Source organism: Pseudomonas sp. B414, from assembly GCF_055408445.1.
Map to the genome: position 1 here is coordinate 43,707 of NZ_JBUZTQ010000014.1, position 23,980 is coordinate 67,686.

A 23,980-nucleotide genomic window follows, 5' to 3' on the forward strand; every position below is an offset into this window, starting at 1 on the left:
TCCCTAAAGCCTATGGAACAAACGACCTGCTAGACCAGGTCGGCACGTGTCCAAATGTGTCTGAACCGTTGTGTCGTCACACTAGACCCACGCAGCGATAAACAAAAATCAATAATTCTTGGGTCGTGCATAAGTAACAACTTATAGTCAGATCACTTGTCGCTTCGGATAATTTTATAAAAATGCGTAAGTCATTGATGCGTATCACTTTTCGTCAATTACAGGTGTTCAACGAAGTCTGTGATTTACGCTCTTACAGCCGTGCAGCAGAAGAAATGTCGCTGACACAACCCGCCGTAAGTCTACAAATTCGTCAGCTTGAAGAGCTGATTGGCCAGCCTTTGTTCGATTACGTAGGCAAAAAGCTGTACATGACCGAGGCCGCTGAAGCGCTTCAGTTGGCCAGCCGGGATATTTTCGGGCGCCTGGAAAACCTCGATATGCAGCTTTCGGACATGCTCGGGTCATTGCAGGGGCAACTAAAACTGGCCGTCGAATCCAGCGCGAAATATTTCGTCCCGCATCTGTTTGCCGCCTTCAAGCGCCAGCACCCGGAAGTCAATTTGCAGCTAACGGTAGTCAATCGGGCGCAAGCCGTTCGTCGGCTGTCAGATAACCGCGACGATCTGGTGATCATGTCGATGGTGCCCCAGGACATGGGCCTGGAATTTCTGCCATTCCTGAATAACCCGATTGTCGCCGTTGTACCCGCCGATCATCCGCTGTGCATGCAAGGGCCGTTGCGGTTGCAGGATCTGGAGCCTTATACCCTGCTGATGCGCGAGCAGGGTTCGGGCACGCGCATGGCGTGTGAGGAATATTTCAAGGAGAAGCGCGTGCACTTCAATCAGACGCTAGAGGTATCGTCCAACGAGTCACAGCGCGAATGCGCGGTGGCCGGATTGGGCGTGGCGCTGTTAACACGCCACGCCGTCAGCCTGGAGCTGGCGACCGGCCTGCTGCGTGAGCTGCCGGTCGAGGAGTTGCCGCTGTATCGCAGTTGGTGCGTGGTGCAGGCCAAAGCCAAACGCCTGTCACCGGTGGCGCATGCCTTTCTGGGTTTTATCCGCAGTGAGCGCCTGCAGATCAGCGCGCTGGTTGAGCGCTTCGACGGTCACTTGCCGACGCAGCCTGCCAGTAGTTGATCGAACCCAGATCCGGGTAGTCAGAGGTTTCCAGGCGCAACTGGCGCTGGCTCGTATGGTCTTCAATCGCACGGCGGAAGGCCATGCGGCGCTGGTCTTCTTGCTGGCGGCGGGTTTTGACGGCGCTATTGCGTTCTTCGTAAGGCTGAGCCATTTCGAGTCTCCCAAGGCGTGTACGGGAGTTTCACAATGCACGTTGTTTGTGACGACTTGGCGAAGAAGAGATGACAGAGGAATGAAAGCTGGAGGCATCTACATACCCTGTGGGAGCGGGCTTGCTCGCGATTCAGACGCCGCGATATATCTGAGACCACGGCGATCCCATCGCGAGCAAGCCCGCTCCCACAGTGGATTTTGTGCGAACTTAATCTTCGTGGCTTTTCAGCGATTTAGGCGACAGACGCAAACTGCGCAAGCTGCGCTTGACGCTCTTGAGGTGGTTGACCAGGCTCGGGCCGCGGGCCATGGCAACGCCCATCGCCAGCACGTCAATCACCACCAGGTGGGCAATACGCGAGGTCAGCGGTGTATAGATTTCGGTGTCTTCATGCACGTCAATCGCCAGATTGATGGTCGCCAGTTCCGCCAACGGCGTCTGGCTCGGACACAGAGTAATCAAGGTCGCACCGCTTTCACGCACCAGATTGGCGGTAATCAGCAGGTCTTTGGAACGCCCCGACTGGGAGATGCAAATCGCCACATCGGTAGGCTTCAAGGTCACGGCCGACATCGCTTGCATATGCGGGTCGGAGTACGCGGCGGCGGTCAGCAACAAACGGAAAAACTTGTGCTGAGCATCCGCGGCCACGGCACCGGAAGCACCAAAGCCATAAAACTCAACCCGCTGCGCTTGCGACATGGCCGTCACTGCACGCTGCAATGCAACCGGATCGAGCTTCTCGCGCACGTCCATCAAGGTATGCAGCGTAGTGTCGAAAATTTTCAGGCTGTAGTCCGCAACCGAATCGTCTTCGTGAATTGCGAACTGACCAAAACTGGCCCCTGCTGCCAGGCTTTGCGCCAGCTTGAGTTTCAAGTCCTGGAAACCTGAACAGCCAATCGCGCGGCAAAAGCGCACGATGGTGGGTTCGCTGATACCAACGCTATGGGCAAGGTCGGCCATGGAACTGTGCATTACAGCCGCAGGATCAAGCAGCACGTGATCGGCGACCTTGAGTTCCGATTTACGTAACAGGTGGCGTGACTGGGCGATATGTTGCAGCAGGTTCAAAGGGCTGGACTCGGTCTGTAAGCGGCGGGCGCCGGGATGTAGCAATCTTGTAGTTATACTACATGAGCTGCGGCACGCCCAGCGAAACGACCACTGGGCATATACGGCCTTAGTGGGCTGAAGGCTAGCTCAAACCTGGGTTTTGTCTGAAAAGAGCCATTTGTCACTACATCAATACGCTCGTGGCACATTTGCACAGGGATTAAAGGACCTGCAGCTCTATGTCGTGATCACGCCAACTACTGTTGAGGTAGCCGTCAGTATTCTCGATACGGAACTCCATCTGGTCGACGAATTTAAACTCTGAACCATCGGCAAAATTCTTATCAGTAGATGAGCCCAAAAGTCGCCCGTGCATACACAAGCAATACCCGCGACCAGACGCACAGGCACCCTTACATTAGATGAAACACGTCGACAGCATTTACCGCCGTCCTTTTTGACCGCTCGGCCCAAGACCGCCACGCGGCTAGCAATCAAAGGCCAACAGCCCCTAAAATGCCCCGATGCGCGATGATCTCTCTCTCTTGTTAAATTCTCTCAACGATGCCCAACGTCAGGCCGTCACGGCCAGTGTCGGGCGTCAGTTGGTTCTGGCCGGCGCAGGTTCCGGCAAAACCCGTGTGCTGGTGCACCGTATCGCCTGGTTGATCCAGGTCGAAAACGCGTCCCCACACTCAGTCCTGTCGGTGACGTTCACCAACAAGGCCGCTGCCGAGATGCGCCATCGCATCGAGCAGCTGATGGGTATCAACCCGGCCGGCATGTGGGTTGGCACCTTCCACGGCCTGGCTCACCGCCTGCTGCGGGCTCACTGGCAAGAAGCCGGGCTCAGCCAGACCTTCCAGATCCTCGACAGCGATGACCAGCAACGCTTGGTCAAACGCGTGATCCGCGAACTGGGGCTCGATGAACAGCGCTGGCCGGTGCGTCAGGCGCAATGGTTTATCAACGGCCAAAAAGACGAAGGCCTGCGCCCCAAACATATCCAGGCCAGCGGTGACTTGTTCCTGGCCACCATGCGCAATATTTACGAGGCCTATGAGGTCGCGTGCCAGCGCGCCGGAGTGATCGACTTCTCCGAGCTACTGTTGCGTGCCCTGGACCTGTGGCGCGACAACCCGGGCTTGCTGGCGCACTACCAGAAGCGCTTCCGGCACATCCTGGTGGACGAATTCCAGGACACCAACGCCGTTCAATATGCCTGGCTGCGATTGCTCGCCCAGGGCGGCGACAGCCTGATGGTGGTGGGCGATGACGACCAGTCGATCTACGGCTGGCGCGGCGCGAAAATCGAAAACATCTACCAGTACTCAACCGACTTCCCGGACGCCGAGACCATTCGCCTGGAGCAAAACTATCGCTCCACCGCAGGCATCCTCAAAGCCGCCAACGCCCTGATTGCCAACAACACCGGGCGCATGGGCAAAGAACTGTGGACTGACGGCGGCGAAGGCGAAGCCATCAACCTGTACGCCGCATTCAACGAACACGACGAAGCGCGCTACGTGGTCGAGACTATCGAAAGCGCCCTGAAAACCGGTATGGCCCACAGCGATATCGCCATTTTGTACCGCTCCAACGCCCAGTCGCGGGTACTTGAAGAAGCCTTGCTGCGCGAGCGTATCCCGTACCGCATCTATGGTGGCCAACGCTTCTTCGAGCGTGCGGAAATCAAAAATGCCATGGCCTATATGCGCCTGCTCGAAGGTCGCGGCAATGATGCAGCGCTAGAACGGGTGATTAACGTACCGGCCCGTGGCATCGGCGAAAAAACCGTCGAAGCCATTCGCGAACACGCACGCCACAGCGATGTGTCGATGTGGGAAGCGATGCGCCAGCTGATCGCCAATAAGGCCCTGCCCGGTCGTGCTTCGGGGGCGATTGCCGGCTTTATGGAGCTGATCGAAAACCTCGCGGCAAAAGTCATGGACATGCCTCTGCATCTGATGACCCAAACCGTAATCGAGCAAAGCGGCTTGATTGCCTACCATCAGGCGGAAAAAGGCGAAAAAGGCCAGGCCCGGGTAGAAAACCTTGAGGAGCTGGTCAGCGCAGCGCGCAACTTCGAAAATAATGACGAAGACGAAGAGCTGTCGCCTTTAGCCGCCTTCCTCGGCCATGCCTCGCTGGAAGCTGGCGATACCCAGGCCGAAGAGCATGAAGACGGTATTCAGCTGATGACGCTGCACAGCGCCAAAGGCCTGGAATTTCCGTACGTGTTCCTGGTGGGCATGGAAGAAGGCCTGTTCCCGCACAAGATGAGCCTGGAAGAACCCGGCCGCCTTGAAGAGGAACGACGCCTGGCTTATGTGGGCATTACCCGCGCCATGCAAAATCTGGTCATGACCTACGCCGAAACCCGACGTCTGTACGGCAGCGAAACCTACAACAAGGTTTCACGCTTCGTGCGCGAAGTACCTAAAGGCCTGATCCAGGAAGTTCGACTGTCCAACAGTGTCAGTCGCCCTTTCGGCGGCGGTCAAAAGCAGAGCGCCAGCACCCTGTTTGGTGGTTCGGAGATCCCCGAAACCGAATTCAAACTCGGCCAGATGGTCAAGCATGCGGTCTTCGGCGAGGGCGTCATCCTCAACTTCGAAGGCGCTGGCGCACAGGCGCGGGTGCAGGTGAATTTCTCGGAAGGCAGCAAGTGGCTGATGATGGGCTACGCCAAACTTGAAGCGGTCTGACAGCAACCCGACAGCTTTCCGGGGATAGGGTGGGTTAACGACTGATCAACATCTGTGGGAGCGGACTTGCTCGCGATACATACAACTCGGTTCTTCTGACACACCGAGGAGCTGCAATCGCGAGCAAGCCCGCTCCCACAGTTGAATATGTCCTACACCAAAAAAATCCATCCCTTACAGCTAATTAGGCAAAAGCCCGAAACACTTCACCGCTAGCCAGTCACAACTCACCTGTGCAACATGGCGCGCGTGTATCCACAAATGGGAACCCCTTATGAAACGTTTTCTTAGCATCGCCATGGCGTTGTGCATCGGTTTAACGATGAGCATCGACGCGAACGCCAAGCGCTTCGGCGGCGGCAAAAGCGCGGGTGCAGCGCCTAGCCACCAAACGCGTCAGGCTGCTCCAGCCGCTGCCCCTGCGGCGGCCGGTGCTGCAGGCGCCGCCGCAAAAGCCGGCGGTGCTTCGCGCTGGCTCGGCCCTCTGGCCGGCCTCGCAGCCGGTGGTCTGTTGGCGTCCATGTTCATGGGCGGCGGCTTCCAGGGCATGCAATTCTTCGACATCCTGATTATGGCGGTGATCGCCTTCCTGATCTTCCGCTTCATTGCTGCCCGTCGTCGCAAACAAGCTGACATGATGGCCCCTGCTGGCCATGCACCCATGCAACGCGAAGCGTTCGACGCCAAGCCTGCTGCTTCGATCTTCGGTGGTTCGGCTGCCCCTGCGGCCCGTCCGGTAATCAATGCGCCGGCCTGGTTCAATGAGCAGAACTTCCTGGAAGCTGCACGTAACCATTTCCAGTCCCTGCAACAGCACTGGGATGCCAACGAAATGGACAAGATTGCCGAGTTCGTGACCCCGCAGATGCTCGACTTCCTCAAGCGTGAACGCGCTGAGCTGGGCGATGGCTTCCAGTCCACCTACATCGACAACCTGACCGTGCAACTGGACGGCCTGGATGATCGTGCAGACAAAACCATTGCAACCCTGACCTTCAGCGGCGTGTCGAAAAACTCGCGCTTTGACCAGGGCGAAGCCTTCAGCGAAAGCTGGAACATGGAACGTCAGCAAGGCGACAACCAGCCTTGGCTGGTAGCCGGTATCCGCCAGAACGGCTGATCCCGCAAGCGACACATGCGTTAACCAAAGCCCCGGACTTGTCCGGGGCTTTGCATTTCACGATTGCACTTATAACGAGCTACTGTATAAAGCGCGTCATATAAACCGCGCCATAGAGCATGAGGATGAGGTCGTGGAAGAGATCATTGAAGAGCTACGCGAAAAAAACGAGCCTGTACCAGTTCCCCTGGAACTGCCTGAAGAAGACCAGTTGGTGGAAATCGAAGAACAACTGTTCATTGATATCCCGTTTGTCTTCAGAGAGTTTCTGCTGACCGTCAGTGACGTGGTGTATGGCAGCCTGGAGCCGGTCACCGTGACCGATCCACAATCGCACACCTACCTGCCGGAAGTAGCGGCCAACGCCTGGGATGCCGGTGTTGATCGTAGCTTGATCCCTATTTGCCAGGACGGCGACGACTACTACTGCGTAGAAGAAGACGGCACCGTGGTGCTGTGGTCCGGCGAAGAAGAACTCGTCACCGAAGAAACGTGGGAATCGGTCTGGCACTGGGCGCGCGACGTCTGGCTGGAAAGCTGATACCCCCAGGGTCTGTTGACGTTTCATTGTGACTCACAACGAAACGCCAACAGACCCTTTGGTCAGCGGGTTGTCAGTGCCCCCCTTCCTTGTGGTTATCCAGCGTCTCCAGCAGTGCAACCTGCATGCGCGTATGAATACGGATAAACCAGCGCCACAACAACGCCGCCACCCCCGCTGCCACCACTGCAATCACCATCAGCAATTCATTGGTGGGCAAGATGCTCGCCGAGAGTGCCGACAGCAGCAGAAAAATCACCAGCAGCGACAGAATCGGAATCACTTCCGAAATCACCCGACGCACCCGCTGCGTATGGCGCCCTGCCATTTCCGGTTTGACCCCCATCTCGGCCAGCAGCATCGACAACGCTTTGAGCTTGCGATACGCAGCGATCAAAAACGGCAACGACAGTAACAAGGCCGCGCCCCAGATCATCCCTTTTTGCCAACTCGGTTCCAGGATCCAGCCTTGTAAATAACGACCGATGCGCGGTGCGAAATAACCTCCGGCAAAGAAAATTGCGATAACCAGGGCCAGATTGACGCCAACCTGCAGCAAGATCTTGCGGATCATGGCCGCCAACAACGCCCCTTCGCCCTGTGGCTGAATACTGCGCAGCCATTCACCATATAACCCCAGCACCCGCGACAAACGATCAGGCACCACCTTCGCCAGCTTGAGCGAGAGCGGGTCTGCGGCGCGGATCAGGTAAGGCGTCATCAGGGTGGTCAATACCGAGACGGCCACGGCTACGGGGTACAGGAAGCTGCTGGTGACCTGCAATGTCATACCCAGCGCCGCGATAATGAAAGAAAACTCACCGATCTGAGACAGCCCCATCCCGACCCGCAGCGAGGTGCGTCCGTCATTGCCAGCGATAAACGCCCCCAACCCACAGGACAGCATCTTGCCCAGCACCACGGCGATGGTGATCACCACGATGGGCAGCGCATATTCGAGCAGGATGGCCGGATCGAGCATCAGCCCGATGGCGACAAAGAAAATCGCACTGAACAAATCACGCACCGGTTCGATCAGGCGCTCGATTTTCAACAACTGACGCGACTCGGCCATGATTGCACCGATCAAAAACGCCCCAAGCACCATGCTGTATTCCAACTTGACCACCAGCAGGCAGAAGCCAAAACACAGGCCCAGCACGGTAATCAGCAGCATCTCGTTGCTTTCGAATTTGGCCACATACGCCAATACGCGGGGCACCAGCAAAATACCGATCACCAGCGCCACAATCATGAACAGCGACAATTTACCGACCGTCGAAAAAACCTCTTCAGGGCTGACACTGCCGCTGACCGCAATACTCGACAGCAGCGCAATAATCCCGATACCCAAAATATCTTCAACGATCAGCACGCCAAAAATCAGCTGGGCGAAGCGCTCGTTCTTCATTTTCAGGTCATTGAGCGCCTTGACGATGATGGTGGTCGAGGAAATGGCCAGGATCGCGCCCAGAAACAGCGAATCCATGGTGTTCCAGTCGAACCATCGGCCAATTTCGTAGCCGATCCAGATCATCAGCGTAATTTCCATAAACGCTGCGATAAAGGCCGTGGCCCCGACCTTGAACAACTTGCGCAGGCTGAACTCCAGGCCCAGGCAGAACATTAAAAAAATCACCCCAAGCTCGGCCAGGGTCTTGATCGTTTCTTCGTCGTGGATCAAGCCAAACGGCGGGGTATGCGGGCCAATAATAAAACCGGCAACGATATAACCCAGCACCACCGGCTGCTTGAACCGGTGGAAAAGAATCGTCACCACACCCGCGACCAGCATGATGACTGCCAGATCCTGAATAAAACTGATGGCATGCATGGCGTGGCACTCCTTGTTTAATACTCACCAGGCAACAAGACGACAGACACAGATTGTCAGGCTGTGCGTATCGACTGTTTTATATGTAGGAATTACCCGACTAACGGGCTTTTGCAGGTTAACACCGCGACTTCTGGCAGAAAGGCGGTGCAATATATGGAAACAGATGGATATCAGCGTGACGGCAGTCAAAACGGCAACGTCCCGTTATTAACTGTTTCAAAAATCGACAAGTATCCGCAGAGATACCCACTTCACTGCTGCAACACAACCACGAGCCTGCTGCTATGGAACCCGGAAACGCCCAACTGTCGATGACGGTCCTGATGACCCCGGACATGGCCAATTTTTCTGGCAATGTTCACGGCGGAACCCTGCTCAAATACCTCGATGAAGTCGCTTACGCCTGCGCCAGCCGCTATGCGGGCCGTTATGTCGTCACCTTGTCGGTGGACCAGGTGATTTTTCGCGAGCCGATTCATGTCGGTGAGCTGGTGACCTTCCTTGCGTCGGTCAACTACACCGGCAATACCTCGATGGAAGTCGGGATCAAGGTGGTGACCGAAAATATTCGCGAACGCTCGGTACGCCACACCAATAGCTGCTTCTTCACCATGGTAGCGGTGGACGACGACCGTAAACCGGCTGCTGTGCCGCCTTTGCAGCCGCTGAACAGCGAAGACAAGCGCCGCTTTATCCAAGGCAAGCAACGCCGCCAGATCCGCCAGGAGCTGGAGCAGCGTTATCGCGAACTGAAAGACGAAACGGTGTAACGACTGGGCACAGCTGACCAGTGGGAGCGGGCTTGCTCGCGATGCTTACAACTCGGTTCATCTGATCCACCGAGGTGATGCAATCGCGAGCAAGCCCGCTCCCACAATGTAAATCCAGGAGATTTACAAACTGATCGGCACTGCTTCAAACCGCACACGCGGGTGAGCGATACGGTCCTGAGCACGGACCAGCTGCAATTCGTAGCTGGTGCAGGCCTGGGTTTCCAGCAGCACCTCATGCACCGCCGCCGCGGTGAATTCAAACGCAGCCACCAGGCTGTCGCCCAGCAACACTCGCGCTAAAAACAAACCTGAAGTCAAATCCCCCACGCCCACAGGCTGACGCGGGAAGGCCAGCAGCGGGCGGCGCAAGTGCCAGTTGCCCTCAGCCGTTACCAGCAGCATCTCGAAACTTTCTGCCGGTTTGCCGGGATACGACAAATGCTTCACCAGCACCGCTTTCGGGCCGCGAGCCAGCAGGCTGCGGGCCATCGCCAGGCAATCAAACAACGATTGCGGGTGACGGCCGCAAAAACTGTCCAGCTCAAGTTGATTGGGGCACAGGAAGTCAGCCATCGCTGCAGCCTCTTCCAGCAGAAAATCACTGACCTCCTGCGGCACGATGCAACCCTTCTCCGGGTGCCCCATCACTGGGTCACACAGATACAGCGCATTCGGATTGACCGCCTTGATACGCGCCACACCGCTCAAAATGGCCCGCCCCTGAGCCGCACTGCCCAGGTAACCGGACAGGACCGCATCACAGTTGCCCAGCTCACCGATGGCGGCGATCCCGTCGACCAGCGAAGGAATTTGCTCGGGAGCCAGCACTTCGCCCGTCCACTGACCATACTGAGTGTGGTTGGAGAACTGCACCGTATTCAGAGGCCATACATTCACCCCGACGCGCTGCATGGGGAAAACCGCTGCGCTGTTGCCAGCATGGCCGAAAACCACGTGGGATTGGATGGCGAGTAGATGAGGTGTACGTTTCATGCCGGATTCCAGACTACGGGTGGATTCAAGCCACGCAGTATGCGACGAAACGCGGCCTGTACGACAGGTTGAAGACGCAGTTAAGCTGAGCACAATCTGTTGGAGCACATGTAATGCTGACCCTAGGAAATATGTTTGTGCTGATGCTGCTGGCCACTGGCGCTGCCTGGCTTTGGCACAACCACGGTTTACGCGAGCGGGCGCTGGAGCGGGTCAAACAGCACTGCAAGAATCTCGATATCGAGTTGCTCGATGAAAACGTTGCGCTCAAGAAAATCGGCTTGATTGCCGATGCCAACGGCAACAAGCGCCTGGCCCGTGTGTATAACTTCGAATTCACGGTGACGGGCGATCAGCGCCATACCGGGACCATCACCCAGTTCGGTGCCCATAGCGCCAAAATCGAACTGCCGCCCTACCCCTTCCAGACTGAAGCCGAGCCAAACGAGATTCCCACCGCTCAGGTGATTGAACTCAGCCAGTGGCGCCAGGAACACAGCAAGACCCGCCACTGAGCCACTCTAGCGCCTCACTTACACCGCACCTGTGGATAACTTTCCTGCAAAACAGGCTAAAACCCTTGAGATAGACACTTCTCAGGGTTTTTAGCCGGAAAAAATAAAGCACACAATTAATATTGTAGGACAATTTTACCAGCACAGATCCTGGCTAAACTCCCTGTTTTCCTGGCTTGCCACACCCGCCCCCTCTAAAAACCACCCTTCAGCAGACAGCTATCCAGCCCCGAACGGAGCAGTTCCAGGTCTTGAGGCTGGTCAAAGATCAATTCCAGGCGTGAATCCTTGCGCCACTCACTCGATTTCCACGGCGCAACCGAGTTATCCACAGAATTACTCGAAAACCAGCCCTGCGAACCACGAATAACCAGCTTCGCACGTCGCCAATTGAGGCTTTCCAGCCACTGTTGCAGCAACCCCAAATCGAATTGCCGGGAGGCATGCCAGCGCCAGCCCACACTCCAGCCTTCGGCCTGGGATTGCGTCATCACAACAGGAGTGCCTGGGTCGGAAAACACACTTCCTATATGATTAAAATCCTTATAAATCAATGAGTTATCCACAGCATGAGCGGTATTCATATAGGCTGCAGGCAGCGTATTTAAAGGGATTTGGCCATGCTCTACCCATAAAACAGGGCACTTTGGCAGGCTGCATGCAATCTGCTCACGTTGCTCATTTGGCACACTATTAGATTTATTCATGACCAGTAAACCGGCGCTTTTCAGGGCCTCTTGCTGGGTTTTCGGCAAGGGTTTGCCCTGCGCCATCGCTTGCGCATCAAGCACCATGACACACGGCTGCAACGCCAGAACACCCAGCCAGGGTGCTTCACCGAGCTGCTTTATAATTTGTGCGGGATGACCCAGGCCAGAGGGCTCGATAAATAAACGGTCGGGCCTGGACTTGCGTAGCAGACGGCTCAAACCAATCTGAAAAGGCGCGCCATTGACGCAGCACACGCAACCGCCAGCCACTTCGGCGATAGCAATTGCATCGTCACCCTGACTCATCAGGGCCGCATCCAGGCCTATCTGACCAAACTCATTAACCAGCACAGCCCAACGCTCGTGAGCAGGTTTTTGCGCCATCAGGTGCTGGATCAGACTGGTTTTGCCAGCGCCCAGTGGCCCGGCAATGACATGGGTGGGAATGTTCTGCAACATGATCGCCAGCTTCTGTATGAATCAAAGCAAGCAATATGCCTCAGGCCAGCCAATCGAGGGTCAAAATCAACCGGCGCTCGCCCGGCGCCAGTGCAGGTGAGCGATGGATCAAACCCGCCCCTTCATTGCCCTGCCACTTCTCACCTTTGAGCAAGGCCACCTCACCGGCATTTATTTGCTGAATCAATGCAGTCCGGGTTGGTTCGGCCTGTGGTTGCCCCAATTGACGGCGCTCCATCACACCTTCCTCCAGCCACTGGCTGCCAATCCCCGCATAAGTGGTAATAAGTCGTACGGGGACGTGATCCACATGAAAGCGTGGGCACATGGCCTTATCCAGGGCCCTGAGACGCAGCCCAATGCGTTTTGCGCCCAACAGGCACGCATAGGCACTCACCAGCCAGGAAACATCCGCAATAAAGCCTGCATAGCCTTCCAGATCATGGAAGCGCGATGCCAAGCCACGAAGGTTGGGTTGAGCCTTTTCATTGGCCATCTCAATCACAATGGCGTCAGCCAAAGGCTCGTCCAGCGAGAGCAGCAACGCTGCGAAATCGATGATATGCACAGGCAACTGACGCTGCCAGATGGCCAGATTGACGTCTTCATCCAGAATACGGGTCATGACCTCTGGTGATTCCCCGAGTACTTGCTGGGTCAGAGGTTCAGCGGTGTAAGCCAGCGCATTGGTCATGCCGCCACCTCTTCATACCAGTCGCCAAAAGGGTCGTTCAGCAGTTTCCAGCTCGCTTCGCCCTGGGCCATTTCTGCATCGGTGAGCAAACAGGCATCGAGTTCATCCGTGAGCAGGGAAAAATCGATGTGCTGGCCGATAAACACCAACTCCTGGCGGCAATCGGCGGTATCTGGCAGCCACTTTTGCAGAATCTCAGCCTTGGCTTGCGGCTCCTGCGGCCATTGGTCGCGGGGTACAAAACGCCACCAGCGCCCGGCAAACCCATAGCGCATCAACCCGCCCGCCTGAGACCAACTGCCCGCCTCCTGATATTTGCTGGCCAGCCAGAAAAAACCTTTGGAGCGCAGCAACTTGCCGTTAGTCCAGGGGCGCTCGATAAAATTAAAAAAACGTTCCGGGTGAAAAGGCCGACGTGCGCGATACGCACTCGAAGCAATGCCATATTCTTCGGTTTCGGGCACATGCTCGCCGCGCAATTCTTGCAACCAGCCTGGTGCCTGCGCTGCCCGCTCAAAATCAAAGCGTCCGGTATCAAGAATTTTATTAAGCGGGACTTCGCCCATGACCATGGGGATTATTTCGGCCTGCGCGTTCAGGCGCTGCAAAATGGCGATCAATTCCTCTCGATCCGCACGGCTGATCAAATCAATTTTGCTGATCAAAATAACGTCCGCGAACTCGATTTGCTCGATCAACAAATCGGTAATTGACCGCTCGTCGGATTCTCCAAGCGTTTCCCCCCGGGAATCCAGGCTTTCCGCGGCCTGATAATCCTGCAAAAAATTGAGGCCATCCACCACCGTGACCATGGTGTCCAATCGGGCAATATCGGCCAGGCTTTGACCCGATTCATCGCGAAAAGTAAAGGTTTCTGCCACCGGTAGCGGCTCTGAAATGCCGGTTGATTCGATCAATAAATAATCAAATCTACCGTCCGTCGCCAAAGCGCTGACCTCTTGCAGCAAATCCTCACGCAAGGTGCAGCAGATGCAGCCATTGCTCATTTCTACCAGTTTTTCTTCAGCGCGGTTCAAGGTCACGTCGCGCTGAACCTCCCCACCATCAATATTAATTTCGCTCATGTCATTAACAATAACCGCCACCCGCAGGTTGTCGCGGTTACGCAAAATATAATTCAGCAGAGTACTTTTGCCTGCGCCTAAGAAACCTGAAAGCACAGTTACAGGGAGACGATTCGACATCGTGGTACTTCCTCATCAGGGTCGCAGGTCAAAATGCCCGCTTGGCAGTGCATTCGATAATGAATCTGCAAATGATACATTATAACAATGCCATTACGTCAAACCTGTTGAGGTAATTTCATCTCCACCCTGATCGCCGACCCAGGCCAGGTAACTGTTTGCAGGCGGTTTTTTCTCGAAATATTTTTTTAGTCCGTTAAATAAACCATCAGCCACTGCCTGCTGATGGCGGGCCGTGATCAAGCGATCGCTGTCGCGAGGGTTCGACATAAAACCCGTTTCAACCAGAATTGAAGGGATATCAGGCGACTTGAGCACAGCAAAACCCGCCTGTTCTACCCGTTTTTGATGCAGTGAAGTGATGCCCGAAAGGCTGCGCAGCACCGTATTGCCCAACTGCAAGCTGGCCGCAATGGTGGCGTTCATGGACATGTCGAGAATGACGCCGGCAAGCATCGGATCCTTGTCTTTGAGGTTCAAAAGGCGGGTTGCACCAAGCAAATCCACACCGTTTTCCCGTTGTGCCATATACCGCGCCGTGGCCGATGTAGCACCGCCCTCCGATAAGGCATAGACCGAGGCTCCGCAGGCCGTTAGACGCGGCGCAGCGTCCGCATGCACGGAAATAAACAGGTCGGCATTGTGCTTGTGGGCAACTTCAACCCGTTTGCGCAGCGGTACAAAAAAATCGTCATTGCGCACCAATCGCGCATCAAAGCCTTTTTCACGCTTGAGGCGCTTGGCCAGCAACTGCGCGATGGACAGCACCACATCCTTTTCGCGATGACCTTTAGCGCTGGTCGCCCCCGGATCCTTGCCGCCGTGGCCAGGGTCAATCACCACAATAATGTCGCGCTTGGGGTGGGCAGCCCGGGCTGACGCCGCAACCACGGGCGTAACGTTCTGTAGTGGCGCAGGCGCCTTGATCAGGTCAAGTACCAGCCGGTGGCCTTGTCCGTCCTTGGGCGGCAGCAGAAAGCTGCTGAGTTGAACCAGCTCATCCAGGTCCAGCACGATGCGGGTATCGCCCTGGCCAAAATGCCCGGAGCGGATGGCGCGAAGGCCCGTATTGGCGAGTTTCAACTCACTGAAATCGCCCCTCAAGCTGGCCCCGCTCACATCAATGATGAGGCGCTCGGGGGCCGTCAAAGAAAAAGTTTTGTACTGCACCGGCCCGCTCAAATCCAGAACCAGACGCAAGGTATTGCCGTTGCGCCATAGCCTTGCGTGCTGGATCTGGGCGGCCGAAACACCCAAGGGCAATGTGAGGACAGAACTGGCAAGCAGCCAGTTAAGCAATTGACGTCTGTGCATGGCATGTACCGCAGATAAGGGAGCGTCCGTACTCAACATTGCTGTGTGTTTGCTCCAGCAAAAAAAGCATCGTCGACCTAATCGTTATAATATAACATGTCGAAATACTCTGTAACGGGATCTCTCTTATGAATGCGCTGACTTTGCCGGATGTCGCCGCGCAGTCATCCCAGCAAGCCATTGCGCTTGAGTGGGTGGGCATGTGTGGCATTGCTTCCCCCGTGTTAATTGAAGGCCAACGTCTCAGCGCGAAAATTGACGCAGGGGTGAATCTCAAAGATGCCAGTGCCCGAGGGATTCATATGTCCCGCCTATATCTGGCGCTGGATATGCTGGAAACAGAAAACCTCTCACCTGCCCTGCTGAGAGGGCTTCTACATAGTTTTCTCGAAAGCCACCAAGGTTTATCGGATAAGGCTTATGTGCGAATTCACAGCGATTTACTGCTTAAACGACCCGCATTGGTCAGCCCATTGGCAGGCTGGAAAAGCTACCCGGTATGCATTGAAGCGCGTTTGAAAAACGGAATGTTCCACGTGGAACTAAAAATACACGTGAGCTACTCCTCCACCTGCCCCTGCTCAGCAGCACTGGCCCGGCAATTAATTCAGCAACAATTCATCGATGATTTTGCCAACCAGTCTCTACAGCACGCCGATGTCCTGGCATGGCTTGGCAGTTCTAAAGGCATCGTAGCCACGCCACACAGCCAACGTAGCTCCGCAGATTTGACGATCCTTTTGGATCATCAGTACTCGCACCTGCCCCTGATAAACATTATCGACGAGGCCGAAAGCTCGCTGGGCACTGCCGTGCAAACCGCAGTTAAGCGTGCAGATGAACAAGCCTTCGCCCTGGCCAACGGGCAAAACCTGATGTTCTGTGAGGACGCTGCTCGACGGCTCAACACTGCATTGCAGAAAACTCAGGGGGTAGAAGCCTTCAAACTTAAAGTTACTCACGCTGAAAGTTTGCACAGCCATGACGCCGTAGCTGAAAGCTTCTGGAACTGGGAGGCTGCATGATCCGCTGCCGGAACTTGACCTGGGGCGCGCCCGGTCAGCCGCTGACCCCGGCACTTGATGTGGCGTTGGACAAAGGCAGTCTTACAGCCGTAATTGGCGCCAACGGATGCGGTAAAAGCAGTTTGCTTAAAGTCCTGGCAGGGTTGCAAAAACCGCTCACGGGCAAAGTTCTGCTGGATGTTCCACGCCGTGGCAACGTGGCCTTTTTGCCACAGCAGCAATTTTTGGATAGGCAGTTCCCCATCAGTTTGCAAGAGTTGGTAGCCGCAGGTTTTTGGGGGAAGAAGCAAACAGCCCAGCAGCGAAGTGCTCGATTAGAAGCGGTGTTGCAAGACTGGCATTTGAATGGCCTGGAACATCGCCCGCTGATGGCCTTGTCAGGTGGTGAATTACAGCGCTCATTACTGGCTCGTTTATGCGTGGCTGACGCGCCGTTGTTATTGCTCGATGAGCCCCATGCGGCTCTGGATGAACTGGGCCAAAAGCTGCTCTGGCAACACATCCAGACCTGGCACACCGAGGGTCGAACAGTGATCGTGGTCTGCCATGATCTGGCCGCAGTACGAAAACACATTTCCCAAACGCTATTAATCAAAAGCAGCGGCAGCGTCCTGGCGCCAAGTAGCCAACTGATAAAACCACCGCAGGTGGCCTGATGATTATCGCCAGCCAGTTATGGCAGCCGTTTCAAGAATTTGTATTTATGCGCCGCGCATTATTCGGCGGCCTGGTTCTGGCCTGCAGTACCGCACCTCTTGGCGTGTTTCTGATCCTGCGCCGCATGAGCCTGATTGGCGATGCCGTTGCACACGGGATTCTCCCCGGAGCAGCTTTGGGGTTCTGGTTCGCCGGGTTGAGTTTGCCCGCTCTTACCTTTGGCGGCCTGGGTGCAGGTTTAGGGATGGCCGGCCTTGCGGCCTGGATCACACGGCGTACGGGCTTACGAGAAGATGCCAGCCTCGCCGCGATTTATCCGATCTCATTGGCCAGCGGGATTTTGATCCTGGGGATCGCGGGCAAACGTCTGGACTTGCTACATCTGTTATTTGGCTCGGCATTGGCGGTCGACAGTCAGACGTTGACAGGCATGCTCTGGGTAACCGGGTTCAGCACACTGCTGATGGGAGCGATCTACCGCCCACTCTTACTCGACACCCTCGACCCGTTGTTCCTGCGCAGTGTTAGCCGATTGGGACCGCTAGCCCATGGTCTATTCCTGACCTTGGTGGTGCTGAACCTGGTGATCGGCTTTCAAGCCATCGGCGCACTGATGGTGGTGGGCCTGATGATGCTACCCGCAATCGCCTCACGCTTCTGGAGCCGGCGGCTGCCGGTGCTGATTCTGATCTCGGCGGGCATTGGCTGTATTTCAGTTTGGCTGGGGCTACTGCTGTCGTTTCATTACTCACTGCCCAGCGGTCCGGCCATCGTGCTGATAGCTGGCAGCATGTACCTGCTGTCTGTGATTTTCGGTCCGGTACACGGTTTGTTGCGCCGACCGCCTTTGCTGTCATCCCCATGAGGTGCTACACGATGCGCGCTCTACCCGTGATATTCAGTGTGTTTCTGGTAATGGGTTCTTCGCTCTCATTCGCCACAGAAAAACCAAAAATCCCTGTGGTCACCAGCTTCAGTATTCTTGGAGACATCACCCAAAAAATTGGCGGTGAACATATTCAAGTCATCGCGTTAGTCGGCCCCGATGAAGATGCTCATACTTACGAACCCTCACCGGACGATGCCAAGGCGCTGCTCAATGCCAAAGTGATTGTCAAAAATGGCTTGGGCTTTGAGCCCTGGCTCGATCGCCTGATAACCAGCACTGAAACCAAAGCCACGGTAGTCACCGCCAGCGAGTGTGTTGCCGCACACTCAATGGAGGACGATGGCGAAGTCATTCCGGACCCCCACGCCTGGCACGATCTGGCGAACGCCAAACTGTATGTAAACAACATTACCCGGGCGCTGATCAAAGCGGACCCTGCCGACCAGGCCGACTACACCCGCAACAGCCAGACTTATCTAAAAGCACTTGATAGCCTGCAAGCCCAAGCAAAAATCAAACTCAGCGGGCTGCCCGCAGGCAATCGGCGCATCGTGACGTCCCATGATGCCTTTGGCTATTTAGGCCAGGCCTATGGCATCGACTTTATGGCACCTCAAGGTCTGTCGACTGAGCGAGAACCCTCTGCTGCCGAAGTCGCGGCACTGATTCGCCAGATCCGCGACGACAAGGTCAAAGCCGTATTTATGGAGAACATCAAAGACTCGCGCCTGCTGCAACAAATCGCGGATGAAAGTGGCGCTCACATAGGTGGCACGCTTTACTCCGATGCTCTGGCCAGCAAAGGTCCCGCCAGTACCTTTCTGGGTCTCTTCGAGTACAACCTCAACACCCTGCACACTGCGTTGAGCCAGCCATGATCCGAAAAAACCCGTCGGGTGATTTGCCCGTGATTGCAGAGTCCGCCTATGTAGACCGTACGGCCATCATCTGCGGCAAGGTGGTGATTGGCGAGAACGTGTTTGTCGGCCCCTATGCGGTGATCCGCGCAGACGAGGTAGACCAGGACGGCGGCATGCTGCCGATCACCATTGGCGCGAATTCCAATATTCAGGACGGTGTGGTTATTCACTCGAAGTCGGGGGCTGCGGTGACTATCGGTGAAAGCACTTCCATCGCGCACCGCTCTATCGTTCACGGGCCATGCCGTGTGGGCGACCGAGTATTTATCGGTTTCAACAGTGTGCTGTTCAATTGCGAGCTGGGTGATGGTTGCGTGGTGCGGCATAACTCGGTCGTCGATGGCCGCGACCTGCCGGAGAATTTTTATGTACCGTCCACAACCCGTATCGGACCAAACACTGACCTGAGCCAGTTCGCTCCAGTCAGTGTCAGTGCATCGGAATTTTCAGAGGATGTAGCGCGCACCAATGTCGATCTGGTACGCGGCTATAAAGCGCTGCAAAACGAGTTTTGATCAGGTACGCGGTTTGACTGTTCCACAGTTTTGCCCCAACCAAACAGCACGGGTATCCATGCTGCCCTTCTGCTGAATCCCGGTCGCATTAAAGGTGCCATTCACTTGGGTGGTGAACTCCCGATCACTGGCAAAAGTTGCCACACCTGCGCCCTGGGCTTTTGGACAACTAAAGCGAAACTTCCACTGATTTCCACTACGCTCAGTGATCTGCTGGTTGCACCCTGACTTGGGGTCCGTCAGCGGAATGTTGTCCGTCTTCACCTGTTCGGGTGTCAGGCACACCCGAACACCTTTGCCGGCCATAGTCAGCCCCTGGCTTTCCAGCTGGGCTTTTTGTTCCGGAGTCAGCATATTCTGTAACTGGCCTAACATTACCTGCAGTTCAGGTAACTGTTGGCCATCTACCTGCATATTGCTGGAGCTCAGTTCCCAAAGCCCCGGTTGCAGCATTTGGGCCTGAGCCACCGGGATCGACAAACCACAGGCCATGAACAGCCCAAGCAGACGAACATTCATCAAGTAACTCCTACGCAGTTGTCAGCGTTAGACGTCGAAAATGGGCGAGTGTTGCACTCGTAATTAAATAGGGACACTTCACTGCAGAGCCTGGTCTGTTAGAACTGGCATTGAACATTTAGGAGCAAGGATACGCATGGATTATCTAGGCCCGCACGTATTTGGTTATCTGATTTTATTAATCCACAGCTTAGGCTTGATTGCCGCCGTGCACGCAGTGTTAACCGTCAGGACGGCGCAGGGTTCGATTGCATGGGCCATGTCATTGTTCTTTATTCCTTACCTTACGCTGATCCCGTATCTGATTTTTGGCCGCAGCACTTTTGACGATTACATACGCGCCCGGCGCGATGCCAACCAGGAAATGCGCGAAGCCATCACTCACCTGAGCTGGCGCCCCTGGGTAGAAGAAGCACTTGCGGCACGCAACTCCAAGGCGTACGCCTCGCTACGGGCAATGCCAAGGCTGGGGCGCATGCCGTGTCTGGCTAACAACTCGGTACGCTTGCTGATCAATGGCACGGCCACTTTCGACGCGATCTTCGCTGCCATCCGTGGTGCGAAAGAAGTCGTACTGGTGCAATTTTTTATCGTCCACGACGATGACCTGGGCATGAAGCTGCACGCACTGCTCCTTGAAAAAGCCGCCCAAGGGGTCGCGGTGCATCTGCTCTATGACAGCATCGGTAGCCATGCGCTGCCCAAGAGTTATGCCGAGACCTTGCGCGCCGGTGGTGTCCAGACCTATGCCTTTGCCACCCGTGGCGGCTGGATCAGTCGCTTCCAGGTGAACTTTCGCAACCACCGCAAAGTGGTGGTCGTGGATGGTGTGCGCGGATTTGTCGGCGGGCACAACGTAGGGGATGAATACCTGGGGGCCAAACCACCTCTGGCACCGTGGCGCGATACTCATGTGGAAGTGACCGGGCCAGTGGTTGCCTGCCTGCAGGAATCCTTTGCCGAAGACTGGTTCTGGGCCGCACGCAAACTGCCACCCCTGCTCCTGCCACAGAGCTACCCCGACGGTGGTGTGCTCTGCCAGTTTCTGGCCAGCGGCCCGGCCGACCCGTATGAAACCTGTTCGCTGTTTTTCGTGGAAGCCATCCACGCTGCCAACCAACGGGTATGGATAACCAGTCCCTACTTTGTACCCGACGAAGCCGTGTTCTCCGCGCTCCGACTCGCCGTTCTGCGGGGTGTGGATGTACGCATCCTGATCCCTTCGCGCCCGGACCATAAGATTGTTTACGCAGCCTCCAGCCTCTATGCCTTTGAAGCCGTACGCGCAGGCGTGCGGATCTTCCGCTACCAGCCCGGTTTTGTGCATCAGAAAGTGGTGTTGGTGGATGACGAGATCAGCGCCATTGGCAGCGCCAATATGGACAACCGCTCGTTCCGTCTCAACTTTGAAGTGATGTTGCTTACCGTCGATCAAACCTTTGCCAGAGAGGTCGAGCACATGCTGCTCGATGACTTCGCCCTGGCCCGAGAAATCACGGAAGCAGATATCAAGTCAACTCACCGATTGCAGCAACTGGGCATGCGAGTGGCCCGTCTGGTTTCGCCTGTTTTATAGGCTGGGTAAGCAGTAACTGTAGGAAGGGTCTGAATCGCTCGGAGCAGTCAAAAGAGTCAAACAGGATTCCATAAACTGAGCGGCCCGGAATCATCCGGCCGCTCAGTTCAAGGAATAACAACAATGAAGTTCTCGTTTATGGGTTTGCTCTTCAGCATCAGCGCACTGGCTCCCGTTCAAGCCAAGACAACTGCCGCAGCGCCTTCATCTCCTTTTATCAACGTCGAAGTCGGTCAGCCGACGTATATCCACCGGCTGCACTACAAGAAAATGTACAGCGAAAAACCCTTCGAAGAAGCGGTGTTGTATTACTACGACAACGGCCTCTACAAAATCATTTCTCCTGGCGAGAACCACTACGGCGTGTATGTGGTAGAGGGAGACTTCACTGACGAGCAGTACCGCATCAGCTACATCTCCCTCCCCTCAGCGGACTGGGGCGGCAACGTTGCCCGCCACGACCTTGTGTTCAACAAGAGCGCACTGACGTTTGAGCAGAAAGCCCTGGCCAAGGTTGATCAAAACATTGGCCTGCAGGACGGGCGCTTCGTCCTGGACAAAAACCCGGTCCAGGACCCGCAACCCATCACATGGGAAAACCACACTCAGCGATAAATATCCGCCCGGGTCGGTGGCAGCTCCAGCGAGCCATCGGCATGGGGCTTGGTCGCCAGGATCTGGTCGATGTTGATCCAGCCATGAGCGAAAGCGTAGGCACAACCTGCCAGATACAGGCGCCAAATCCGCAGGGCCTGTTCCGGGACTTGTTTGGCTGCGGCGTCCAGCTTTTGCTCCAGACGCTGGCTCCAATGATCCAGCGTGCGCGCGTAATGCAGGCGCAGGCTTTCAACATCGACCACTTCCAGCCCGGCTTCACTGATCTCGGCAGTCATCATCGACAGATGGGGCAACTCGCCGTTAGGGAACACATAGCGATCGATAAAATCCCCCGCACCCCGGCCCACCTGACGACCATCAGTGTGCTTGGAGGTGATGCCGTGGTTCATCACCAGCCCGCCTTCGCGCACGGCCCGGGACAGGATCTCGCAATACTCACGCAGGTTGGCGTGCCCTACGTGCTCGAACATGCCGACACTGACGATTTTATCGAAGCGGCCATCTTGGGGCAGATCACGATAATCGAGCAGCTGCAGGTCGACCTTGTCTTGCAGGCCTTCTGCCTTGACCCGCTCGCGAGCCAATTTGAGTTGCTCTTTGCTCAAGGTAATCCCGAACACCTTGACGCCGAATTCCCTCGCAGCAAAACGCGCCAGCCCGCCCCAACCACACCCCACATCCAATAAGTATTCACCGGGTTTGAGCCGCAGCTTTCGACACAAGAGACGAAACTTGGCTTGCTGCGCTTCATCCAGGCTTTCCTCCCCGGTTTCAAAATACCCACAGGAATAGGCCATGTCGCGGTCAAGCCACAGCTGGTAGAAGTCGTTGGACAGGTCATAGTGATAAGAGATCGACTCGGCGTCGGTAGCCTTGTCGTGATACACGCGAGGGGGCGTGTTGTCTTCATCGTCAACCAGCGCCTGGCTCAGCTCATCACAGACCCGGATCGCTTCGCTGATTGAGCCTTCTAGCTCAAGGCGGCCCTCAACAAAAGCGCTGCCCAGCAAGTCGAGGCTGGGCCTCGTAAATTGCGACACCAGGGCCGGGTCTTTGACCACGATCGTGACGCTGGGCGTCGGGCCGAAATTGAACTCGTGTCCGTCCCACAGCCTTAGCCGTAATGGAAGTTGAAGTTTCTGTAAGGCCGGCGGAAGTTGCGCGAGCATCTGTGTTCCTCCTTCATTTCAGATAACAAAACTATAGGTTAGACGAATAACGAAAACTGTCAGCTTCGCAGACAAGAGGTAGGTATTAGAGCCTGCGCGACCGTTTATCTGGATCAATCTCCAACCTGTTAGAGGGCGGGATCAGCGCGTATGCAAGCGCTAGCTCTGAAGTATCTCGTTTCGATGGAGTAGAAATGATGAAACCTTTGTCGAGCCCAGGGTTGCTTCATTCTGATTAATGCAAGGAGGGGTAATCAATGACGCGCCTGCCGCACTCAGGCGCGTGCTGCTTCAGTGCGTTGCCAGTGTATCCAGCGATTTGTCGACATAACCCTTGGCCAGCTCCACCAAGTGCATGACCGACAACACCAGGTCGCGCGCAGGCCCGCTCAAGCCATTCCCCGCCTCATTCGCGCAGGCGCCAGCACAGCGCAACAAGTCTGACGCTTGGGCCAAAGCCGCTTCTGAATTGACACTGTCCGGGATGGCATACATCGCCGTGCCCATTGGGCGAACGGGCTTATGGCCCTGCAGGTAGAAATTGAGTGCACGTTCGGTGGCGGCACGATCCAGCAACGGTTCGTTACTGCCAGCAGCAGCAAGGGGGACAGCAGGTGGATCGGGGGTGATCTTTTTCATGGGGTTCTCCAAATTTATGGAGCTGCCACGTATCGCTACTAAACGAATGGAGAGGCAGCCGTACGCAGGTTAGTAGACCGGAAAACTTGGAAACCGGCGCACACAAAGGTGCCCTACGCACGGCCACCATAACGATGGCACTTTGCGTCAAGTTTACCAGCCGGGCTACTAAACCCGACCGCTGATTGGCAGCGATAGGCCGAGACTATTCCCCGATTTGGACAGG

At 55.8% G+C, this 23,980-nt stretch carries 24 protein-coding genes; 13 read left to right on the plus strand and 11 right to left on the minus strand.

What is annotated here, in order from left to right; genetic code table 11:
- Positions 1–182: 182 nt before the first annotated feature.
- On the plus strand, positions 183–1,145 hold the full coding sequence (locus ACZRMH_RS13795; protein ID WP_464013847.1) for a LysR family transcriptional regulator: 963 nt from the start codon (positions 183–185) through the stop codon (positions 1,143–1,145).
- Here the strand turns inward: ACZRMH_RS13795 and ACZRMH_RS13800 are convergent.
- Both ACZRMH_RS13800 and hexR read right to left on the minus strand, forming a co-directional pair.
- Complete coding sequence (locus tag ACZRMH_RS13800) at positions 1,087–1,299, minus strand: PA3496 family putative envelope integrity protein (protein WP_464013848.1); 213 nt, start codon at positions 1,297–1,299, stop codon at positions 1,087–1,089. The genes ACZRMH_RS13795 and ACZRMH_RS13800 overlap by 59 nt on opposite strands.
- Before the next feature lie 210 nt (positions 1,300–1,509).
- Complete coding sequence (gene hexR / locus ACZRMH_RS13805; RefSeq protein WP_153377631.1) at positions 1,510–2,376, minus strand: transcriptional regulator HexR; 867 nt, start codon at positions 2,374–2,376, stop codon at positions 1,510–1,512.
- A gap of 506 nt (positions 2,377–2,882) precedes the next feature.
- On the opposite strand from hexR, the gene uvrD reads away from it, so the two are divergent.
- From uvrD to ACZRMH_RS13820, 3 genes are all read left to right on the plus strand, one after another.
- Positions 2,883–5,066 (plus strand): DNA helicase II, encoded by a 2,184-nt coding sequence (gene uvrD, locus ACZRMH_RS13810; RefSeq protein ID WP_464013849.1) that lies wholly within the window; start codon positions 2,883–2,885, stop codon positions 5,064–5,066.
- 274 nt (positions 5,067–5,340) lie between these two features.
- The gene (locus tag ACZRMH_RS13815) at positions 5,341–6,186 is read left to right on the plus strand and encodes a Tim44 domain-containing protein (RefSeq protein WP_094999548.1); all 846 of its coding nucleotides are present in this window, start codon (positions 5,341–5,343) and stop codon (positions 6,184–6,186) included.
- A gap of 133 nt (positions 6,187–6,319) precedes the next feature.
- Positions 6,320–6,727 (plus strand): SMI1/KNR4 family protein, encoded by a 408-nt coding sequence (locus tag ACZRMH_RS13820; RefSeq protein ID WP_016782918.1) that lies wholly within the window; start codon positions 6,320–6,322, stop codon positions 6,725–6,727.
- A gap of 73 nt (positions 6,728–6,800) precedes the next feature.
- Here the strand turns inward: ACZRMH_RS13820 and ACZRMH_RS13825 are convergent, their stop codons facing one another.
- Positions 6,801–8,561 (minus strand): cation:proton antiporter, encoded by a 1,761-nt coding sequence (locus tag ACZRMH_RS13825; protein ID WP_464013850.1) that lies wholly within the window; start codon positions 8,559–8,561, stop codon positions 6,801–6,803.
- A gap of 287 nt (positions 8,562–8,848) precedes the next feature.
- Between ACZRMH_RS13825 and ACZRMH_RS13830 the strand changes: the two genes are divergently transcribed.
- Entirely contained in the window at positions 8,849–9,334 is a 486-nt protein-coding gene (locus ACZRMH_RS13830; protein WP_019826917.1) for an acyl-CoA thioesterase, read from the plus strand.
- Between the two features lie 123 nt (positions 9,335–9,457).
- Here ACZRMH_RS13830 and pdxY read toward each other — a convergent pair whose 3' ends face one another.
- Positions 9,458–10,330 (minus strand): pyridoxal kinase PdxY, encoded by an 873-nt coding sequence (pdxY, locus tag ACZRMH_RS13835; protein ID WP_464013851.1) that lies wholly within the window; start codon positions 10,328–10,330, stop codon positions 9,458–9,460.
- 113 nt (positions 10,331–10,443) lie between these two features.
- Here pdxY and ACZRMH_RS13840 point away from each other — a divergent pair, with 113 nt between their 5' ends.
- Positions 10,444–10,845: a DUF3301 domain-containing protein gene (locus ACZRMH_RS13840; RefSeq protein ID WP_464013852.1), complete on the plus strand. Its 402-nt coding sequence runs from the start codon at positions 10,444–10,446 to the stop codon at positions 10,843–10,845.
- A gap of 194 nt (positions 10,846–11,039) precedes the next feature.
- Here ACZRMH_RS13840 and ACZRMH_RS13845 read toward each other — a convergent pair whose 3' ends face one another.
- The 4 genes from ACZRMH_RS13845 to ACZRMH_RS13860 all read right to left on the minus strand — a co-directional run bounded on the left by ACZRMH_RS13845 (position 11,040) and on the right by ACZRMH_RS13860 (position 15,227).
- Positions 11,040–12,014, minus strand: coding sequence for a CobW family GTP-binding protein (locus ACZRMH_RS13845; protein ID WP_464013853.1), 975 nt, complete (start codon positions 12,012–12,014; stop codon positions 11,040–11,042).
- A 40-nt stretch (positions 12,015–12,054) separates the two neighbouring features.
- Entirely contained in the window at positions 12,055–12,708 is a 654-nt protein-coding gene (locus ACZRMH_RS13850; RefSeq protein ID WP_464013854.1) for a DUF1826 domain-containing protein, read from the minus strand.
- Positions 12,705–13,913, minus strand: coding sequence for a zinc metallochaperone GTPase ZigA (gene zigA, locus ACZRMH_RS13855; RefSeq protein WP_464013855.1), 1,209 nt, complete (start codon positions 13,911–13,913; stop codon positions 12,705–12,707). The genes ACZRMH_RS13850 and zigA overlap by 4 nt, the downstream gene beginning before the upstream one ends.
- A gap of 93 nt (positions 13,914–14,006) precedes the next feature.
- A complete protein-coding gene (locus tag ACZRMH_RS13860; protein ID WP_464013856.1) occupies positions 14,007–15,227 on the minus strand; it encodes an N-acetylmuramoyl-L-alanine amidase in 1,221 nt (406 codons plus the stop codon).
- A gap of 128 nt (positions 15,228–15,355) precedes the next feature.
- Between ACZRMH_RS13860 and folE2 the strand changes: the two genes are divergently transcribed.
- The 5 genes from folE2 to ACZRMH_RS13885 are packed head-to-tail and all read left to right on the plus strand — an operon-like array spanning position 15,356 to position 19,233.
- Positions 15,356–16,252 (plus strand): GTP cyclohydrolase FolE2, encoded by an 897-nt coding sequence (gene folE2, locus ACZRMH_RS13865; RefSeq protein ID WP_464013857.1) that lies wholly within the window; start codon positions 15,356–15,358, stop codon positions 16,250–16,252.
- Positions 16,249–16,908: a metal ABC transporter ATP-binding protein gene (locus ACZRMH_RS13870; RefSeq protein WP_464013858.1), complete on the plus strand. Its 660-nt coding sequence runs from the start codon at positions 16,249–16,251 to the stop codon at positions 16,906–16,908. The genes folE2 and ACZRMH_RS13870 overlap by 4 nt, the downstream gene beginning before the upstream one ends.
- Positions 16,908–17,774 carry a metal ABC transporter permease gene (locus ACZRMH_RS13875; RefSeq protein WP_464013859.1) on the plus strand — a complete coding sequence of 289 codons (867 nt, stop codon included), beginning with the start codon at positions 16,908–16,910 and terminating at the stop codon, positions 17,772–17,774. The genes ACZRMH_RS13870 and ACZRMH_RS13875 overlap by 1 nt, the downstream gene beginning before the upstream one ends.
- Positions 17,775–17,785: 11 nt before the next feature.
- Entirely contained in the window at positions 17,786–18,676 is an 891-nt protein-coding gene (locus ACZRMH_RS13880) for a metal ABC transporter substrate-binding protein (RefSeq protein WP_464013860.1), read from the plus strand.
- Entirely contained in the window at positions 18,673–19,233 is a 561-nt protein-coding gene (locus tag ACZRMH_RS13885; protein ID WP_464013861.1) for a gamma carbonic anhydrase family protein, read from the plus strand. Before ACZRMH_RS13880 ends, ACZRMH_RS13885 begins: the two co-directional genes overlap by 4 nt.
- Here the strand turns inward: ACZRMH_RS13885 and ACZRMH_RS13890 are convergent, their stop codons facing one another.
- Positions 19,234–19,752 carry a DUF3617 domain-containing protein gene (locus tag ACZRMH_RS13890; RefSeq protein WP_464013862.1) on the minus strand — a complete coding sequence of 173 codons (519 nt, stop codon included), beginning with the start codon at positions 19,750–19,752 and terminating at the stop codon, positions 19,234–19,236. It abuts the gene before it with no gap.
- 136 nt (positions 19,753–19,888) lie between these two features.
- On the opposite strand from ACZRMH_RS13890, the gene cls reads away from it, so the two are divergent.
- The gene (gene cls, locus ACZRMH_RS13895; protein WP_464013863.1) at positions 19,889–21,328 is read left to right on the plus strand and encodes a cardiolipin synthase; all 1,440 of its coding nucleotides are present in this window, start codon (positions 19,889–19,891) and stop codon (positions 21,326–21,328) included.
- Positions 21,329–21,451: 123 nt separating this feature from the next.
- Positions 21,452–21,943, plus strand: coding sequence for a hypothetical protein (locus tag ACZRMH_RS13900; RefSeq protein ID WP_464013864.1), 492 nt, complete (start codon positions 21,452–21,454; stop codon positions 21,941–21,943).
- On the opposite strand, the gene cfaB is transcribed toward ACZRMH_RS13900, so the two are convergent.
- Together cfaB and ACZRMH_RS13910 are read right to left on the minus strand one after the other, a co-directional pair.
- Complete coding sequence (cfaB, locus tag ACZRMH_RS13905) at positions 21,934–23,115, minus strand: C17 cyclopropane fatty acid synthase CfaB (RefSeq protein WP_464013865.1); 1,182 nt, start codon at positions 23,113–23,115, stop codon at positions 21,934–21,936. The two genes, ACZRMH_RS13900 and cfaB, sit on opposite strands and share 10 nt — an antisense overlap.
- A gap of 291 nt (positions 23,116–23,406) precedes the next feature.
- Positions 23,407–23,754, minus strand: coding sequence for a DUF6124 family protein (locus ACZRMH_RS13910; RefSeq protein WP_464013866.1), 348 nt, complete (start codon positions 23,752–23,754; stop codon positions 23,407–23,409).
- Positions 23,755–23,980 lie beyond the last annotated feature (226 nt).

Coding starts and splice junctions, on each gene's coding strand:
- ACZRMH_RS13795 (WP_464013847.1), top strand. CDS start 183: ATGCGTAAGTCATTGATGCGTATCACTTTTCGTCAATTACAGGTGTTC.
- ACZRMH_RS13800 (WP_464013848.1), bottom strand. CDS start 1,299: ATGGCTCAGCCTTACGAAGAACGCAATAGCGCCGTCAAAACCCGCCGC.
- uvrD (WP_464013849.1), top strand. CDS start 2,883: ATGCGCGATGATCTCTCTCTCTTGTTAAATTCTCTCAACGATGCCCAA.
- ACZRMH_RS13815 (WP_094999548.1), top strand. CDS start 5,341: ATGAAACGTTTTCTTAGCATCGCCATGGCGTTGTGCATCGGTTTAACG.
- ACZRMH_RS13825 (WP_464013850.1), bottom strand. CDS start 8,561: ATGCATGCCATCAGTTTTATTCAGGATCTGGCAGTCATCATGCTGGTC.
- ACZRMH_RS13830 (WP_019826917.1), top strand. CDS start 8,849: ATGGAACCCGGAAACGCCCAACTGTCGATGACGGTCCTGATGACCCCG.
- pdxY (WP_464013851.1), bottom strand. CDS start 10,330: ATGAAACGTACACCTCATCTACTCGCCATCCAATCCCACGTGGTTTTC.
- ACZRMH_RS13840 (WP_464013852.1), top strand. CDS start 10,444: ATGCTGACCCTAGGAAATATGTTTGTGCTGATGCTGCTGGCCACTGGC.
- ACZRMH_RS13845 (WP_464013853.1), bottom strand. CDS start 12,014: ATGTTGCAGAACATTCCCACCCATGTCATTGCCGGGCCACTGGGCGCT.
- ACZRMH_RS13850 (WP_464013854.1), bottom strand. CDS start 12,708: ATGACCAATGCGCTGGCTTACACCGCTGAACCTCTGACCCAGCAAGTA.
- zigA (WP_464013855.1), bottom strand. CDS start 13,913: ATGTCGAATCGTCTCCCTGTAACTGTGCTTTCAGGTTTCTTAGGCGCA.
- ACZRMH_RS13860 (WP_464013856.1), bottom strand. CDS start 15,227: ATGCACAGACGTCAATTGCTTAACTGGCTGCTTGCCAGTTCTGTCCTC.
- folE2 (WP_464013857.1), top strand. CDS start 15,356: ATGAATGCGCTGACTTTGCCGGATGTCGCCGCGCAGTCATCCCAGCAA.
- ACZRMH_RS13870 (WP_464013858.1), top strand. CDS start 16,249: ATGATCCGCTGCCGGAACTTGACCTGGGGCGCGCCCGGTCAGCCGCTG.
- ACZRMH_RS13875 (WP_464013859.1), top strand. CDS start 16,908: ATGATTATCGCCAGCCAGTTATGGCAGCCGTTTCAAGAATTTGTATTT.
- ACZRMH_RS13880 (WP_464013860.1), top strand. CDS start 17,786: ATGCGCGCTCTACCCGTGATATTCAGTGTGTTTCTGGTAATGGGTTCT.
- ACZRMH_RS13885 (WP_464013861.1), top strand. CDS start 18,673: ATGATCCGAAAAAACCCGTCGGGTGATTTGCCCGTGATTGCAGAGTCC.
- ACZRMH_RS13890 (WP_464013862.1), bottom strand. CDS start 19,752: ATGAATGTTCGTCTGCTTGGGCTGTTCATGGCCTGTGGTTTGTCGATC.
- cls (WP_464013863.1), top strand. CDS start 19,889: ATGGATTATCTAGGCCCGCACGTATTTGGTTATCTGATTTTATTAATC.
- ACZRMH_RS13900 (WP_464013864.1), top strand. CDS start 21,452: ATGAAGTTCTCGTTTATGGGTTTGCTCTTCAGCATCAGCGCACTGGCT.
- cfaB (WP_464013865.1), bottom strand. CDS start 23,115: ATGCTCGCGCAACTTCCGCCGGCCTTACAGAAACTTCAACTTCCATTA.
- ACZRMH_RS13910 (WP_464013866.1), bottom strand. CDS start 23,754: ATGAAAAAGATCACCCCCGATCCACCTGCTGTCCCCCTTGCTGCTGCT.